Origin of the sequence: Methylibium rhizosphaerae (assembly GCF_006386545.1) — a bacterium.
In the GTDB taxonomy this organism is placed as follows: domain Bacteria; phylum Pseudomonadota; class Gammaproteobacteria; order Burkholderiales; family Burkholderiaceae_C; genus Pseudorivibacter; species Pseudorivibacter rhizosphaerae.
Genome location: NZ_SWAR01000003.1, coordinates 203,983 through 219,591, shown reverse-complemented (window position 1 = coordinate 219,591; position 15,609 = coordinate 203,983). Strand labels below are relative to the sequence as shown.

At 69.5% G+C, this 15,609-nt stretch carries 15 protein-coding genes; 6 read left to right on the top strand and 9 right to left on the bottom strand.

Annotation, left to right across the window (positions count from 1 at the left end):
* Window positions 1-297: 297 nt before the first annotated feature.
* Window positions 298-747: a c-type cytochrome gene (locus E8D38_RS03650; RefSeq protein ID WP_140626369.1), complete on the bottom strand. Its 450-nt coding sequence runs from the start codon at window positions 745-747 to the stop codon at window positions 298-300.
* A gap of 132 nt (window positions 748-879) precedes the next feature.
* Complete coding sequence (locus E8D38_RS03645) at window positions 880-2,820, bottom strand: propionate--CoA ligase (RefSeq protein ID WP_140626368.1); 1,941 nt, start codon at window positions 2,818-2,820, stop codon at window positions 880-882.
* Between the two features lie 205 nt (window positions 2,821-3,025).
* On the opposite strand from E8D38_RS03645, the gene E8D38_RS03640 reads away from it, so the two are divergent.
* From E8D38_RS03640 to E8D38_RS03625, 4 genes are all read left to right on the top strand, one after another.
* Complete coding sequence (locus E8D38_RS03640) at window positions 3,026-3,748, top strand: NlpC/P60 family protein (protein WP_140626367.1); 723 nt, start codon at window positions 3,026-3,028, stop codon at window positions 3,746-3,748.
* A gap of 67 nt (window positions 3,749-3,815) precedes the next feature.
* Window positions 3,816-4,925, top strand: a complete 1,110-nt coding sequence (moaA, locus tag E8D38_RS03635; protein WP_140626366.1) for a GTP 3',8-cyclase MoaA — start codon at window positions 3,816-3,818, stop codon at window positions 4,923-4,925.
* Window positions 4,926-4,938: 13 nt separating this feature from the next.
* The gene (mobA, locus tag E8D38_RS03630; protein WP_181178911.1) at window positions 4,939-5,541 is read left to right on the top strand and encodes a molybdenum cofactor guanylyltransferase MobA; all 603 of its coding nucleotides are present in this window, start codon (window positions 4,939-4,941) and stop codon (window positions 5,539-5,541) included.
* Entirely contained in the window at window positions 5,534-6,067 is a 534-nt protein-coding gene (locus E8D38_RS03625; RefSeq protein WP_140626365.1) for a GNAT family N-acetyltransferase, read from the top strand. Before mobA ends, E8D38_RS03625 begins: the two co-directional genes overlap by 8 nt.
* A gap of 2 nt (window positions 6,068-6,069) precedes the next feature.
* Here E8D38_RS03625 and E8D38_RS03620 read toward each other — a convergent pair whose 3' ends face one another.
* The 4 genes from E8D38_RS03620 to E8D38_RS03605 all read right to left on the bottom strand — a co-directional run bounded on the left by E8D38_RS03620 (window position 6,070) and on the right by E8D38_RS03605 (window position 11,763).
* Complete coding sequence (locus E8D38_RS03620; protein ID WP_140626364.1) at window positions 6,070-9,153, bottom strand: efflux RND transporter permease subunit; 3,084 nt, start codon at window positions 9,151-9,153, stop codon at window positions 6,070-6,072.
* A gap of 12 nt (window positions 9,154-9,165) precedes the next feature.
* On the bottom strand, window positions 9,166-10,383 hold the full coding sequence (locus E8D38_RS03615; RefSeq protein ID WP_140626363.1) for an efflux RND transporter periplasmic adaptor subunit: 1,218 nt from the start codon (window positions 10,381-10,383) through the stop codon (window positions 9,166-9,168).
* A 121-nt stretch (window positions 10,384-10,504) separates the two neighbouring features.
* The gene (gene rnhA / locus E8D38_RS03610) at window positions 10,505-10,957 is read right to left on the bottom strand and encodes a ribonuclease HI (protein ID WP_246099339.1); all 453 of its coding nucleotides are present in this window, start codon (window positions 10,955-10,957) and stop codon (window positions 10,505-10,507) included.
* Window positions 10,954-11,763, bottom strand: a complete 810-nt coding sequence (locus tag E8D38_RS03605; protein ID WP_140626362.1) for a class I SAM-dependent methyltransferase — start codon at window positions 11,761-11,763, stop codon at window positions 10,954-10,956. The genes rnhA and E8D38_RS03605 overlap by 4 nt, the downstream gene beginning before the upstream one ends.
* Here E8D38_RS03605 and gloB point away from each other — a divergent pair.
* A complete protein-coding gene (gene gloB / locus E8D38_RS03600) occupies window positions 11,762-12,532 on the top strand; it encodes a hydroxyacylglutathione hydrolase (protein WP_140626361.1) in 771 nt (256 codons plus the stop codon). The genes E8D38_RS03605 and gloB overlap by 2 nt on opposite strands.
* Window positions 12,529-14,169 (top strand): transglycosylase SLT domain-containing protein, encoded by a 1,641-nt coding sequence (locus tag E8D38_RS03595; RefSeq protein ID WP_140626360.1) that lies wholly within the window; start codon window positions 12,529-12,531, stop codon window positions 14,167-14,169. The genes gloB and E8D38_RS03595 overlap by 4 nt, the downstream gene beginning before the upstream one ends.
* 16 nt (window positions 14,170-14,185) lie before the next feature.
* Here the strand turns inward: E8D38_RS03595 and E8D38_RS03590 are convergent, their stop codons facing one another.
* The 3 genes from E8D38_RS03590 to E8D38_RS03580 form a co-directional block, all read right to left on the bottom strand.
* A complete protein-coding gene (locus E8D38_RS03590; RefSeq protein WP_140626359.1) occupies window positions 14,186-14,578 on the bottom strand; it encodes an MAPEG family protein in 393 nt (130 codons plus the stop codon).
* Between the two features lie 8 nt (window positions 14,579-14,586).
* Window positions 14,587-15,180, bottom strand: coding sequence for a recombination mediator RecR (gene recR / locus E8D38_RS03585; RefSeq protein ID WP_140626358.1), 594 nt, complete (start codon window positions 15,178-15,180; stop codon window positions 14,587-14,589).
* Window positions 15,181-15,282: 102 nt separating this feature from the next.
* Window positions 15,283-15,609 (bottom strand): YbaB/EbfC family nucleoid-associated protein, encoded by a 327-nt coding sequence (locus E8D38_RS03580; protein WP_219851633.1) that lies wholly within the window; start codon window positions 15,607-15,609, stop codon window positions 15,283-15,285.

Below are 15,609 nucleotides of genomic sequence, written 5' to 3'. Positions count from 1 at the left end.
GGCCTTGCTTGGGGCGGCCCGGCGCGGCGGCCCGGGGGATGTCCGCACCCCGCTCGCCGAGTACGGCGATCGACCCTCCGAGAGGGTCGGGCCTTGCTTGGGGCGGCCCGGCGCGGCGGCCCGCTGGAGTGACATCCACCCGTCTCGCTGAGCGCCCCACGCGATGGCACTTGCGCGCCGCAGAGCCGCCGCGCCCCGCGCGGCGGCGACATCCCGGTGGACACCGCGGATCCGGCTCCGCCGGTCCGCCGGTGTCGCCCCCTCGAGGGGGCGCGCGAAGCGCGTAGGGGGTGGGCCCTACTGCACCTTGAAGTCGTCGTGACAGGACTTGCAGGTCTTGGCGGCGGCGCCGAAGGTCGCCTTGATCTGGGCGAGGTCCCCCGCCTTGGCGGCGGCATTGAGCTTCACCACCTCTTCCTGCATCTTGGTCGCGCTTTTCTTGAAGTCGTCGGCTTCGGTCCAGACCTCGGGCTTCGACTTGCTGCCCTTTTCGGTGCCGGGGACGAAGCCGGTGAACGTGAGCTTTGACACATAGGCCACCACGTCGGCGTTTTCGGCGGCGGCCTTGCCGTCGAACGGCGCGCGGCCGCTGGCCATGGCACCGATGCGACCGAAATGGGCACCCAGCACGCTCATCGTGCTCTGGCGGTACTTGATCGCCTCCTCGGGCTTTGCGAACTGCGCCGCAGCGGGCAATGCACCGACCAGGCCGGCGCTCGCAAGGGCGACCAACAACACTCGCTTCATGAAGAACTTCCTCCTGTGTTTCGTGGGGGCGTGAGAGCAGGTTTCCCCAGGAGGCAAGCAAGCGCAGGACCAGCCGCCGAAACGACGAGTTTCGTCAGTGGCAAGAGCGCCGCCCCTCCCGCGGCGGCGGGATTATCGCGAGGTCTGCGAAACCTGGCGAGACACCAGCGCCCGGATCTGCTCCAGCGCTGCCGGGTCCTCGATGGTGGTGAGGTCGCCCGGGTCACGGCCCTCGCACACGGCCTGGATGGCGCGGCGCAGCAGCTTGCCGGAGCGCGTCTTCGGCAGCACCGTGACGAATCTCACGCGCGCCGGCCGTGCCACCGCGCCGAGCTGCTCGTCCACCCGCTTCATGATCTCGCCCTCGAGCTTCAGGGCGTCGGCCTCGGTTGTGATCTTCGACGCGTCCTTCACCACCGCGAAGGCCATCGCGACCTGGCCCTTGAGCTGGTCGGCCACGCCCACCACCGCCACCTCGGCCACGTTCGGATGGCTCGAGATGCTCTCCTCGATCTCGCGGGTGCCCAGCCGGTGGCCGGCCACGTTGAGCACGTCGTCAGTGCGGCCGAGGATGAAGTAGTAGCCGTCGGCGTCGCGGATGCCCCAGTCGAAGGTCGAATACACCTGCTTGCCGGGGAAGCTGCTCCAGTAGGTGGACACGAAACGCTCGTCGTTGCCCCACACCGTCTGCATGCAGCCCGGCGGCAGCGGCCCGGCGATGGCCACCACGCCCTTCTGGCCCGGTTCGGTGAGCTCCTCGCCGGTCACCTCGTGCAGCAGCTTCACGTCGTAGCCGTACATCGGCACGCCCGGCGAGCCGAGCTTCGACGGCTTCTTCTCGACGCCGTTGGCGATGGTGAGGATGGGCCAGCCGGTTTCGGTCTGCCAGTAGTTGTCGATGATGGGCTTGCCCAGGGCCCGGGCGATCCAGTCGGAGGTGGGTTCGTCCAGCGGCTCGCCGGCCAGGAACAGCGCGCGCAGCGAGCTGAGGTCGTGCCTGGCAAGCGCCGCCGGGTCCTGCTTCTTCAGCACCCGCACCGCCGTCGGCGCGCTGAACATCACCGTCACCTTGTACTTCTCGACGATGGACCACCAGATCGCCGCATCGGGCCGGATGGGCAGGCCTTCGTACAGCACGGTGGCCATGCCGGCGATCAGCGGGCCATAGACGATGTAGCTGTGCCCCACCACCCAGCCGATGTCGCTGGTCGAGAAATAGGTCTCGCCGGCCTGGCCGCAGAAGATGTGCTTCATGCTGGCGGCAAGCGCCACCGCATAGCCGCCGGTGTCGCGCTGCACGCCCTTGGGCTTGCCGGTGGTGCCGCTGGTGTAGAGGGTGTAGCTCGGATGGGTCGAGTCCACCCAGCTGCAGGGCACCCGTGCGTCCAGCTGCGCTTCGCGCTGGGTGGCGTAATCCACGTCGCGGCCGGCCACGCGCTCCATCGGCGCCAGGCCGCGGTCGACCAGCAGCACCTTCTGGGGCGGCTGCTGCGCCAGGCGAAGCGCCTCGTCGAGCAGCGGCTTGTAGGCCACGACCTTGCCGCCGCGCGAGCCCGCATCGGCGCTGACCACCACCTTGGGCCGGGCATCGTCGATCCGGCTCGCCAGCGAGACGCTGGCAAAACCGCCGAACACCACCGAGTGGATCGCGCCGATGCGGGTGCAGGCCAGCATGGCGAACACCGCCTCGGGAATCATCGGCATGTAGATGAGCACCCGGTCGCCCTGTCCGACCCCCAGGCTCTGCAGCACCGCGGCCATGCGCTGCACTTCGACATGCAGCTCCCGGAAGCTGTACACGCGCTCCTGCTCCACCTCGGTGGAGATCCAGATCAGCGCGTTCTGGTCGGCCCGCTCGGCCAGGTGGCGGTCGACCGCGTTGTGACACAGGTTGGTCAGCCCCCCGCAGAACCATTTCGCGAACGGCGGCCGGTCGTGATCGCACACCCGCTCGAACGGCCGCTGCCAGTCGATGAGTTGCGCCTGCTCGGCCCAGAAGGCGTCGCGATCCTGGATCGAACGGCGATGGAAGTCGGCATAGCTCGTCATGTGCTTGTCTCCTCGGCGGCCCATTGCAGGGGGGGCCGCTGACGTGTGACTGACTTCACGGCGCCCGGATGTTGATGCCGGTCAACCCGGCGGCAAAAGCGGGTGCGCCGCGTTCTCTTGTGCCCTCGTGGAGAACTTCATTCCATCCTCGCAAACCCTCTCTAAGCGCCCGAAAACAAAGGCTTTTTTCCTTGACGATGGACGCCGCGGTGCACTAATCTCGCGCCCCATGAAAAGGTCGTCGGGTCAGCGCCTGCCAGGGCGCGTGCGAATCTGCGTGCTGCTCGGCGCACTGGCGCTGGTGTCGGCCGCCCAGGCCGCGCCCGAGCAGGACGCCGTGACCCGCCTGCTCCACGAAAAGGGCCTGCTCAACGCCCCGGTGGCGTCGCCGCCCGCCGAAACCCAGCCCACCACGCCGCCGCCCAGCTTCGTGCAGCAGGTGCGCACCAAGGCGTCCAACGTGGCATCGGACCTGGTGCTGTCGGCGATGAACTTCCTCGGCGTGCCCTACAAGCGGGGCGGCCAGTCGGCCGAAGCCGGCTTCGACTGCAGCGGCTTCACCCGCCACATCTTCGAGATGAGCCTGGGCCTGGTGCTGCCGCGGCGCTCCGAGGAGCAGGCGCGCGCCGGCGGGCTGCTGCAGATCAAGCGCGACGAGCTCAAGCCCGGCGACCTGGTGTTCTTCAACACCATGAGGCGCGCCTTCTCCCACGTGGGCATCTACGTGGGCGACAACAAGTTCATCCACTCGCCGCGCAGCGGCGGCGAGGTCCGCATCGAAGACATGCGGGTGGCCTACTGGACCAAGCGCTACAACGGCGCCCGGCGCGCGCCGCAGCCTTCGAACGCACAGGCGACCGACGGGATGCAGGCCGCAACGCAGGCGGCCGAGACCGCCAACACCACGGCCCCGGCCGCCGCCCCCGCGATCGCCCCGCGCGCAGCCGACTGACCCTGGAGTACGGGGGGCCGCCTCCGCGGGCTGCCCCCGCCGCAGGGGTGCGAGGCACAATCGCCGCATGGCTGAACGCAGCATTCCCCTCGTGGACCACCGGTCGATCGGCCGCGTGCCGCGCGTTCCTGCCGCCGCTCCCCCGCCCACCGGCGTGCTGCTGGACACCCGGCAGCGCCCGTTGCGCGACTTGCGCATCTCGGTCACCGACCGCTGCAACTTCCGCTGCAGCTACTGCATGCCCAAGTCGGTGTTCGACCGCGACCACCCTTTCCTGCCGCACAAGGACCTGCTCACCTTCGAGGAGATCACCCGGCTGGCCAAGGTGTTCATCGCCCATGGCGTGCAGAAGGTCCGCCTGACCGGCGGCGAGCCGCTGCTGCGCAAGGACCTCGACAGGCTGGTGGCCATGCTGGCGGGGCTGCGTACCGCAGAAGGCCGCCCGCTCGACCTCACCCTCACCACCAACGCCTCGCTGCTGGCACGCAAGGCGCGCGACCTGAAGGATGCCGGCCTGCAGCGGGTGACGGTGAGCCTCGACGCGCTCGACGACGCCGTGTTCCGCCGCATGAACGACATGGACTTCCCGGTGGCCGATGTGCTCGCCGGCATCGAGGCGGCGCAGGCGGTGGGGCTCGGGCCGATCAAGGTCAACATGGTGGTGCAGCGCGGCGTCAACGACCACGAGATCCTGCCGATGGCGCGCCACTTCCGCGGCAGCGGCATCGTGCTGCGGTTCATCGAATACATGGACGTGGGCGTCACCAACGGCTGGCGCATGGACCAGGTGCTGCCGTCGGCCGAGGTGCTCGAACGCATCGGCCGTGAATTCCCGCTCGTGCCGCTGCAGGCCAACACGCCGGGCGAAACCGCCGAACGCTGGGCCTACCGCGACGGCGCCGGCGAAATCGGCCTGATCTCCAGCGTGACCCGCGCCTTCTGCCGCGACTGCAACCGCGCCCGGCTGTCCACCGAAGGGCAGCTCTACCTGTGCCTGTTTGCCAGCCAGGGGCACGACCTGCGCAGCCTGCTGCGGGGCAACGCGAGCGACGAGCAGATCGCCGCGGCCATCGGCCACATCTGGCAGCAACGCGACGACCGCTATTCCGAGCTGCGCGGCAGCGCCCAGGCGCCCGAGCGCAGCGCCAAGGTCGAGATGAGCTACATCGGCGGCTGACGCGCACCACCCCATGGCCGACATCCTCCGCTCCCACATCACCGGCCTCGTGCTCGCCGGCGGCCGCGGCAGCCGCATGGGCGGCGTCGACAAGGGGCTGCAGCTGTTCTGCGGCCAGCCGCTCGCCTGGCGCGCCATCGAGCGCCTGGGCCCGCAGGTGGGCCAGGTCGCCATCAACGCCAATCGCAACATCGAGCTGTACCAGCGCTTCGGCGTGCCTGTGTGGCCCGATGCGCTACCCGACCACCCCGGCCCGCTGGCGGGCTTCCTGGCCGGCATGGAGCATTGCGGCACGCCGTGGCTGGTCACCATGGCCTGCGACACGCCGCTGCTGCCGCTGGACCTGGTGGCGCGCCTGGCCGCCGGCATTGCGCACCAGCCGAACGCCCGCATCGCCATGGCCTGGGCCGGCGGGCGGTCGCAGCCGGTGTGCTGCCTGCTGCACACCTCGCTGGCGCCCAGCCTGAAGGACTACCTCGACCGCGGCGAACGGCAGGTCGAACGCTGGATGCGCGAACACGAGATGGTGGCCGTCACCTTCGACGACGATCCGCAGGCCTTCGCCAATGCCAACACGCTGGAAGAGCTGCAGATCCTGGAGCGCGAACATGGCTGACGAGGTCCTCGTTCGCCGCCTCGGCCCGGCCGACCTGTCCGCCTACAAGGCCCTGCGCGACGAGGCCCTGCTGCTGCACCCCGATGCCTTCACGTCCGATCACGAGACCGAGCGTGCCCGTGCGCCGGAGAGCTATCTCGGCCGCCTCGGCCTGAGTGAAAGCCTGGGCGGCACCTTCCTGCTGGGCGCCTGGATCGGCGACCAGCTGGTCGGGTCGGTCTGCCTCGAGCGCGAGACGCGGCAGAAGACCCGCCACACCGCCTGGCTGGTGGGCATGATGGTGCGCGACGCCCATGCCCACCGCGGCATCGGCCGGCGCCTGCTCGAAACCTGCATCCGCGAGGCGCGCTCGGCGATCGGGCTGCAGATCGTGGTGCTGAGCGTCACGGCGTCGAACGAGCGCGCGCTGCGGCTGTACGAGCGCGCGGGATTCCGCCACTACGGCCTGCAGCCGCAGGCGATCCGCGTGCTCACCGCCGGCGGCGAGCGCTACTACGACAAGGCGCTGATGCTGCTGAAGCTGTAGCGTCAGTGCGCCTGCGCCGGCTCGGCCTGCGCAGGCGTGGTGATCGGGCCCGGCGCCGCCTTGCGGGCGAACAGCGAATACACCGTGGGCACCACGAAGATGGTGAGCAGCGTGCCCACCGACATGCCGCCCACGATCACCCAGCCGATCTGCTGCCGGCTTTCGGCGCCCGCGCCATGGGCCAGTGCCAGCGGCACCGCGCCCAGCACCATGGCGCCGGTGGTCATGAGGATGGGGCGCAGGCGCAGCGAGGCGCCGGCGATCACCGCATCGAGCGTGCTCATGCCTTCCTGGCGCAACTGGTTCGCGAACTCGACGATCAGGATGCCGTGCTTGGTGATGAGGCCCACCAGCGTGATGAGGCCGATCTGCGAATACACGTTGAGCGTGCCGCCGGCCAGCTGCAGCGCGGCCAGCGCCCCCACCATCGACAGCGGCACCGACAGCATGATCACGAACGGGTCGAGGAAGCTCTCGAACTGCGCCGACAGCACCAGGAAGATGAACAGCAGCGCGAGCACGAACACCAGCCCGAGCGCGCCGCTGGACGACTTGAACTCGCGCATCGAGCCGGCCAGCTCGGTGGAATAGCCGGGCTTGAGGATCTTGTCGGCGGTGGCATTCATGAAGGCCAGCGCCTCGCCCTGTGTGTAGCCGGGCGCCAGGCTCGCGGTAATGCTCACCGAGCGGCGCTGGTTGAAGTGGTTCAGCTCCCGCGGGCTCACCGACTCGCGCACATGCACCAGCGACGACAGCGGGATCATCGCCTCGACACCGTTCTTGCTGCCCCGCACGAAGATCTTCTCGATGTCCTCGGGCGTCGTGCGGCCGCTGGCCTGCGTCTGCACGATCACGTCGTACTGCTCGGCATCGCGCTTGTAGCGGGTCACGTTGCGCCCGCCCAGCATGGTCTCGATGGTACGGGCCACCTGGTCCACCGCCACGCCGGCATCGGCGGCCCGGTCGCGGTCCACCTGGATGAAGATCTCGGGCTTGTTCAGGCGCAGGTCGATGTCAGGCTGCACCAGCCCCGGGTTTTTGGCCATCTCGGCCAGGAACTGCTGCGCCACCCGCGCCAGGTTCTCGTAGGAGTCCGAGGTGACCACCACGTAATTGACCGGCCGCTCGCGGAAGCCGCCGCCCAGCGACGGCGGCGTGATCGGGAAGGCGCTCACGCCCGGCAGCTGCGAGAACCTGGGCTGCAGGTCGCGTGCAAGCTGCTGGGTCGTGCGGGAGCGGGCATCCCAGTCGGTGGTGCGCAGGAACGAGATGCCCTGCGACACCGTCGGGTTGCCGGTGACCACGAACACCCGGTCGAACTCCGGGTAGCTCATGCCGATGCGCTCGATCTCCTGCATGTAGCGCTGCGTGTAGGCGAGCGTCGCGCCGTCGGGCGCGTTCACGTTGGCCAGGATCACGCCGCGGTCCTCGAGCGGCGCAAGCTCGCTCTTGGTGGTTGAAAAGAGCCACCAGCTGCCGCCGCCCGCAAGCGCCATGACCAGCAGCACGAGCCAGCGGCGCCCCAGCACCCACCTCAGTGCCGACTCGTAGCGCCCGGTGATCCACACCAGCGCCGCCTCCATGCCGCGGTCGAAGCGGTTCGGGCTCGGGTTGTGGCGCAGCAGCTTGCTGCACATCATCGGCGTGAGCGTGAGGGCGGTGAAGCCGGAGACGATCACCGCGCCGGCCAGCGTGAGGGCGAACTCCACGAACAGCCGCCCGGTGCGCCCGGGGGTGAACGCCAGCGGCGCATACACCGCGGCCAGCGTGAGCGTCATTGCGATGATCGCGAAGCCCACTTCCTTGGCGCCCCTGAGCGCGGCCTGGAAAGGCGACAGGCCCTCCTCGATGTGCCGGAAGATGTTCTCCAGCATCACGATGGCGTCGTCCACCACCAGGCCGATGGCCAGCACCAGCGCCAGCAGCGTGAGCGTGTTGATCGAGAAGCCGGCCGCGGCCATGATGCCGAACACGCCGACGAGGCTCACCGGGATGGTGACCAGCGGAATGACCGACGCACGCAAGGTGCGCAGGAACACGAACACCACCAGCGCCACCAGCACCACCGCTTCGCCGATGGTCTGGTACACCGACTTGATGGAACGGTCGATGAACACCGAGTTGTCGTTGGCCTGCTGGACCTTCACGCCCGGCGGCAGGTCCTGCTGGATCCTGGGCATGACCTCGTAGACGCCGGCCGACACCTCCAGCGGGTTGGCGGTCGCCTGGCGGATCACGCCCATCGAGATGGCCGGCACGCCGTTGAGCCGCACGCTCGACCGTTCGCTGGCCGCCGCCTGCTCGATGCGCGCCACGTCGCGCAGGCGCACCGTGTAGCCGTTCACCGTGCGCAGCGCGATCTCGCCGAACTGCAAGGCGGTGGCGAGATCGGTCTGCGCTGTGACGCTGAATTCGCGCTGCTGGCTTTCGATGCGACCGGCCGGCACCTCGAGGTTCTGCTTGCGCAGCGCGTCTTCCACGTCCTGCACCGTGAGGCGGTAGGCGGCCAGCTTGTCCGGGTCGACCCAGATGCGCATCGAGAACTTGCGGTCGCCGTTGATCTGCACGTCGGCCACGCCGGGCACCGTCTGCAGGCGAGGCTTGACCACGCGGTTGACGAGATCGGTCACCTCCAGCGGCGACATCGACTCGCTGCTGAACGCCAGCCAGATGGTCGGCGTGGCGTCGGCCTCCACCTTCGAGATGACCGGCTCGTCGATCGCGTCGGGCAGCCGGCCGCGCACCCGCGAGACCCGGTCGCGCACGTCGGCGGCAGCGTCTTCCGGGCTCTTGTCGAGCTTGAAGCGCACGGTGATCTGGCTCTGCTCCGATCGCGACACCGAGGTGATGATGTCGACACCCTCGATGCCGGCGATCGAGTCTTCGAGCGGCTTGGTGACCTGCGACTCGATCACCTCGGACGACGCGCCGGTGAGCCGCGTGTTGACGTTGACCACCGGCTCGTCGATGCGCGGGTACTCGCGCACCTGCAGCTGCCGGAACGACACGGCGCCCACCAGCACCAGCAGGAGCGACAGCACGGTGGCGAACACCGGCCGGCGGATCGAGGTTTCTGCCAGTTGCATGGAAGCCCCCGCTCAGCCGGCCACCGCCGACGCGGCCGGCGCAGCACCCGATGCACCACCCTTCGGCCGCTGCGCCTCACCCGCCGCGCCGCCGCCACCGCCTCCGGTGCGGCCGAGCTGGACCACACGCACCGGCCGGCTCTGGCCGCGCATCAGCTGCGCCTGGCCTGCGGTCACCACCGTGTCGCCGGCGGCCACGCCGGACAGGATCTCGACCTTGCCGTCGCGGCGGATGCCGGTCGCCACCTCCAGCCGCTCGGAGGCCGGGCCCTCGGGGCCCTGCACCACCTTGAGCAGGAACTGCTTGTTGCCCTGCGGCACCAGCGCCTCTTCAGGCACGAGCACCGCATCGGGCTTCTCGGCCAGCACCAGCCGCACGCGGGCGAACATGCCGGGGCGCAGCAGCTGGCCGGCGTTGTCGACCCGGGCGCGCACCAGCAGTGCGCGACCGTTGGCATCGACCTGCGGATCGAGCGCCTCGACCCTGGCATCGAACTGCTTGTCGGGCAGCGCATCGACGGCCACCGAAACCTTCTGCTTCTGCTGCACCTTGGGCAGGAAGCGCTCGGGCAGGCGGAAGTCGACATACATGCTCGAGGTGTCTTCCAGCGTCACGAGGTCGGCGCCGTCCTTCACGTAGTCGCCCACGTTCACGTTGCGGATGCCGGCAGTGCCGTCGAAGGGCGCCACGATCTTCATGCGGCCGAGCTGCGCACGCGCCAGAGACACCTGCGCCTCGGCCACCTGCAGGTTGGCCTCGCTCTGGTCGAGCACGCTGCGGCTCACGAAGTTCTGCGCCACCAGTTCCTTGTTGCGCTGGTAGTTGCTGCGCGCGATGCTGGCCTGCGCCTCGGCCTGCTGCAGCTGCGCCACCTGCAGGGTGTCGTCGAGCTGCACCAGCACCTGGCCGCGCCTGACCCGCTGGCCGTCGGCAAAGCCCAGCCGCGCCACCCGCCCGCTCACTTCGGGACGCACCATCACGCCCTGGCGCGAACGCAGGCTGCCCACCGCGGTGGCATCGTCCTGCACGAGGCGGGACTCGGCACGCGCCACCTCCACCGGCACCGGGCCGGCGGAGCCCCCGGCGCCTGCTGGTGGCCGGGCCCGCTCTCCGGCCGGCGCGTCCGCCGCCGCGGTCTGCGAATTGGCGGGACGGTGCTGCCACCAGTAGGCCAGTGCCGAGGCGCTCAACAGGCCGACGACGGCCACGATGGCGTGGAGTTTTTTCATGGGGAGACTGCGAGGGAGCCGAGCGGCGGCCAAAGTAACGAAGCGTACCGCAAGGCCGTGCAATCGCTCAGAGGTTTACCGAGCAGAAACCTTCTCACCCGCGGCCGGACGAGTGAGCCGCTCAGGTGAAGCGCGCGCAGCCCTTGTTCGCCAGCGCGTCCGCCTTTTCGTTGCCGGGATCGCCCGCATGGCCGCGCACCCAGCGCCAGTCGATGCGGTGGCCCCGCGACAGGTCGTCGAGCCGCTGCCACAGCTCGGCATTCTTCACTGGCTTCTTGTCGGCGGTCTTCCAGCCGCGGGTCTTCCAGCCGTGGATCCATTCGGTGATGCCCTTGCGCACGTATTCGCTGTCGGTGTAGAGCACCACTTCGCACGGGCGCTTCAAGGCGGTGAGTGCCTCGATGACGGCCGTGAGTTCCATGCGGTTGTTGGTGGTCACCGCCTCGCCGCCGCACATCTCCTTCTCGTGCGCGCCGCTTTTCATCCATACGCCCCAGCCGCCGGGACCGGGGTTGCCCTTGCAGGCGCCATCGGTGTAGATCACCACGGCGCTGCCGCCTGCTGCTTCGTTCAATTCGCTTCCTTGTGCTTGTTGGTGGCCACGGCCGGCGTTGCGCGCGGCTTGGCGTTCTTGGTACGCGCGAGACCCAGCAGGCGCATGCCGCGCACCCGCTTGACCGCGCTCAGAAAGTAAACCGACCCGAGCACCGGCCACCAGCGCTCGCCGACCGGCTCGATCCACGCAAAACGGTCGATCCAGCGCTGCGAGCGCAGCGCCGGCCGATAGCAGCCGAAGCGGGCCGACTCGACCTCGAAGCTCAGCAGCCGCAGCCAATCGCGCAGTCGCCAATAGCCGAGGAAGTCGCCCGTCCGCGGCAGGAACAGGCTGCCGAAACCGAGCCGCATGCACATGCGGCCCCAGCGCTGGCGCAAGCCCCACAGGCTCGCCGGATTGAACCCGACGATGACCACCCGCCCCTCGGGCACGAGCACCCGCTCGACCTCCCGCAGGGCATGATGCGGGTCGCGCGCCAGCTCCAGCGTGTGCGGCAGCACCACGAGGTCGAGGCTCTGGTTCGGAAACGGCAGGGCATCGAAGTCGCAGTGCAGCGCCACGCCGCGGGGCGCCTGGTCGTCGGCACCGAACGACGGCGCGAGCACCGCGCCGGCATCGTCGTCGATGTCCAGCGCCAGCCAGCGGTGCGGCATGCGGTTGGCCTGCAGTGCATCAAGCTCGGGGCGGCCGAGCTGCAACGCATGGAAGCCGAACACGTCGGCCACCGCCCGGTCCAGCACTGCTTGCTCCCAGTCGAGCAGGTAGCGCCCCGGCGGGGTCTGCAGCCAAGGGTGCAACTCTACAATCGGAGGCGCTTGCGTCATGGAACTGATTGCCCTGCCCGCCTTCACCGACAACTACATCTGGATGCTGCACGACGGACGACGTGCCCTCGTGGTCGATCCGGGTGAGGCCGGGCCGGTATTGCGTGCGCTCGACGCGCACGGACTCGACTTGGCAGGCATTCTAGTGACCCACCACCATGGCGATCATGTGGGCGGCGTCGACGCCTTGAGGCCTCGCCTGCAGGGCCCTGTGTTCGGGCCGCGGCGCGAACGCATCCCGGAGCCCTTCGAGGCCCTCGACGACGGTGACCATGTCCGGCTCCTCGGACTCGACTTCGAAGTGATCGACGTGCCGGGGCACACCGCCGGTCACATCGCTTACTTCGCGCAGGTGCAGGGCCAGGCGCCGCTGCTGTTCTGCGGGGACACCATGTTCTCCGCAGGCTGCGGCCGCCTGTTCGAAGGCACACCGGCGCAGATGTTCGAGTCGCTGTCGCGCCTGGCCGCGCTGCCCGGCGCCACCCGGGTGTGTTGCGCGCACGAATACACGCTGTCGAACCTGCGCTTCGCCCAGGCGGTGGAACCCGGCAACGCCCAAGTGACTCTGCATACCGCCCACTGTGAAAAACTGCGCGCAAAAGGGCAGCCGACGCTGCCCAGTTCGATCGCGGTGGAGCTGAAGATCAACCCTTTCCTGCGCTGTGCCCGGCCGGAGGTGATGGCCGCGGCGCGCCGCCACGGAGCGCCCAGCGACGATGCCGTCGATGTGCTGGCCGCGATAAGACATTGGAAGAACGAATTCAGATGAGGCCTACGCCGTTCGTATCGGATCCCGCTCGCGCCTTGGCGGGCTTGCTGTTGCCGCTGCTGCTGGCGGCCTGCGCCAGCGTGCCCGTCCCCGAGGAATCCTCCGCCGACGCGCCGGTCATTGCCGCGGTGCAGGCCGCCAATGCCGCGTCGGCGGCCGAAGCGGCCTCGTCGCCGGCCTCGGCTGCGTCCGGCCCTGCTGCAGCGGCCTCCGCGCCCGACGAAGCCAAGGAAGCCGCCGGCCCACCCACCGACCCCTTGCGCCCCGACGAGCCGGTGAACCTGGCCGACAGCACAGCCCATGCCGACCTGTGGGCCCGCATCCGACGCGGCTTCAAGATGCCCGACCTCGCAGGCGACCTGGTGCGCAACCGCGAGCAGTGGTATGCCACGCGGCCCGACTACGTGCAGCGCATGACCGAGCGCGGCAGCCGCTACCTGTTCCACATCGTCGAAGAGGTCGAGCGGCGCAACATGCCCACCGAGCTGGCGCTGCTGCCCTTCATCGAGAGCGCCTTCAACCCGCAGGCCATGTCGGTGGCCAAGGCCTCGGGCATGTGGCAGTTCATCCCGTCCACCGGCCGGGACTACGACCTCACCCAGAACATCTTCCGCGACGAGCGGCGCGACGTGCTGGCCTCGACCCGCGCGGCACTCGACTACCTGAACCGCCTGTACGGCATGTTCGGCGACTGGCACCTCGCGCTGGCGGCCTACAACTGGGGCGAAGGCAGCGTGAGCCGCGCCATCGCGCGCAACCGCAAGGCCGGCAAGCCGACCGACTACGAGAGCCTGCGCATGCCGGCCGAGACGCGCTACTACGTGCCCAAGCTGCAGGCGGTCAAGAACATCATTGCGCAGCCGGAGGCCTTCGGCCTCACGCTGCCGCAGGTGGCCAACCACCCGTACTTCCTCACCGTGCCGATCCAGCGCGACATCGACGTGGCGCTGGCCGCCCGGCTGGCCGAGGTGGAGGTCGACGAGTTCAAGACGCTCAATCCCTCGCTCAACAGGCCGGTGATCCTGGCGGCCGGCACGCCGCAGCTGCTGCTGCCCTACGACAACGCGAGCCTGTTCGTGCGCAACCTCGAGAACCACCAGGGCCCGCTGGCCAGCTGGACCGCCTGGGTCGTGCCCAAGACCATGCGGCCGGCCGAGGCGGCCAAGCGGGTGGGCATGAGCGAAGACGACCTGCGCGACGTCAACCGCATTCCGGTTCGCATGCTGGTGCGCGCAGGCTCCACGCTGCTGGTGCCGCGCAACGGGCATCGCGAGCAGGACGTGTCCGAACGCATCGCCGACAACGCGATGATGTCGCTCGCCCCCGAAGGCCCGCAGGCGCGCCGCGTCACGCTGCGCGCCGGCAAGGCCGACACGGTGGCCTCGGTGGCCCGGCGCTACCGGGTGAGCGCGGCGCAAGTGGCCCAGTGGAACAACGTCTCGAAGAGCGCACGTTTCGCGCGCGGCGAGTCGATCGTGGTCTACGTACCGCGCGCAGCGGCCAAGGGCACCCGGTCGGCGGCGCGGCCGGCTGCCAAGGCCGGCGCCAGGTCGGCCAAGGCCTCCAGGCCGGCCAAGGCCACGCGCAGTGCCGCCCGCAGCAGCGGCAGCAAGTCCCGCCTGTCGGCAAAACGGTAGAAGAAGGGCTGTCGCCTCAGGCGCTGAAGAGAATGGCCACGTTGGCCGCCAGCGCCAGGGTCCATACCACTGAGCGCGCCGACGGCCTGTCGGCCAGGTACAGCGCCACATAGGCGGCGCGCAGCAGCAGCCAGAGCCCGGCCAGCGCCTCGATGCGCGCGGCCGGCGCCTGCATCAGCAGCGCATACAGCACCGCGCCGATGAAAAACGGCAGCGCCTCGAAGCAGTTCGCCTGGGCCGCATTGGCCCGCGCACGCCAGCCCTGCTGCCGGGCGAGCCACTCGCGCGGGTGGTGGTTGTCGAAGCCGCCTTCACGGCGCGGCCGCATCATCGCGCCCCACTTCGCCATGCCGGCACAGGCCACGGGCATCACCGCGGCCGCCAGCAGGCTCCAGGCGATGAGGTTCATGCGGCCATTCAGCGGCGGTCCACCAGCGCGTGCGCGATGGTGCCCAGGTCCACGTATTCGAGCTCGCTGCCGATGGGCACCCCGCGGGCCAGCCGCGTGGCCTTGATGCCGCGGACCTTGAGCGCCTCGGCCACCACATGCGCGGTGGCCTCGCCTTCGGCCGTGAAGTTGGTGGCAACGATGACTTCCTGCACCACGCCGTCGGCCACCCGCTCGAGCAGCTGGGCAATGCCGATGTCGCGCGTGCTCACGCCGTCCAGCGGACTCAGGTGGCCCATCAGCACGAAATACAGCCCGCGGAAACTGCCGGTGCGTTCGACCGCCGCCTGGTCGGCCGGCGTCTCCACCACACACAGCTGGCGCCCGTCCCGGGAAGGATCCAGGCAGGTCGCACAGACCGGCGCCTCGGTGAAGGTGTGGCAGCGTTCGCAATGGCGCACGTTCGACACGGCCGAACGCAGCGCCTGCGCCAGCAATTCAGCGCCGCCACGGTCGTGCTGCAGCAGGTGATACGCCATGCGCTGCGCGGACTTCACCCCCACCCCCGGCAACCGCCGCAAGGCATCGACCAGCGCAGACAGCGACGAGTCAGCACCAGCCACGGCAAGCGCAGAGGTCGAGCGGGCGCCGCGGATCCGGCTTCGCCGGTCCGCCGGCGCCGCCCCCTTGAGGGGGAGCGCCGCAGGCGCTACGGGGGGGAGCCATCAAAACGGAAACTTCATGCCCGGCGGCAGCGGCATGCCGGCGGTGAGCTTGGACATCTTTTCCTGGCTCACCTCTTCAGCCCGGCGGATGCCGTCATTGAAGGCGGCGGCCACCAGGTCTTCGAGCATGTCCTTGTCATCGGCCAGCAGGCTCGGGTCGATGCTGACGCGCTTCACGTCGTGCTTGCAGGTCATCACGACCTTCACCAGGCCGGCGCCGGACTGGCCCTCGACCTCGATCTGCGCGAGCTCTTCCTGTGCGCGCTTCAGGTTGTCCTGCATCGCTTGGGCCTGCTTCATCAGGCCGGCGAGTTGCCCTTTCATCAT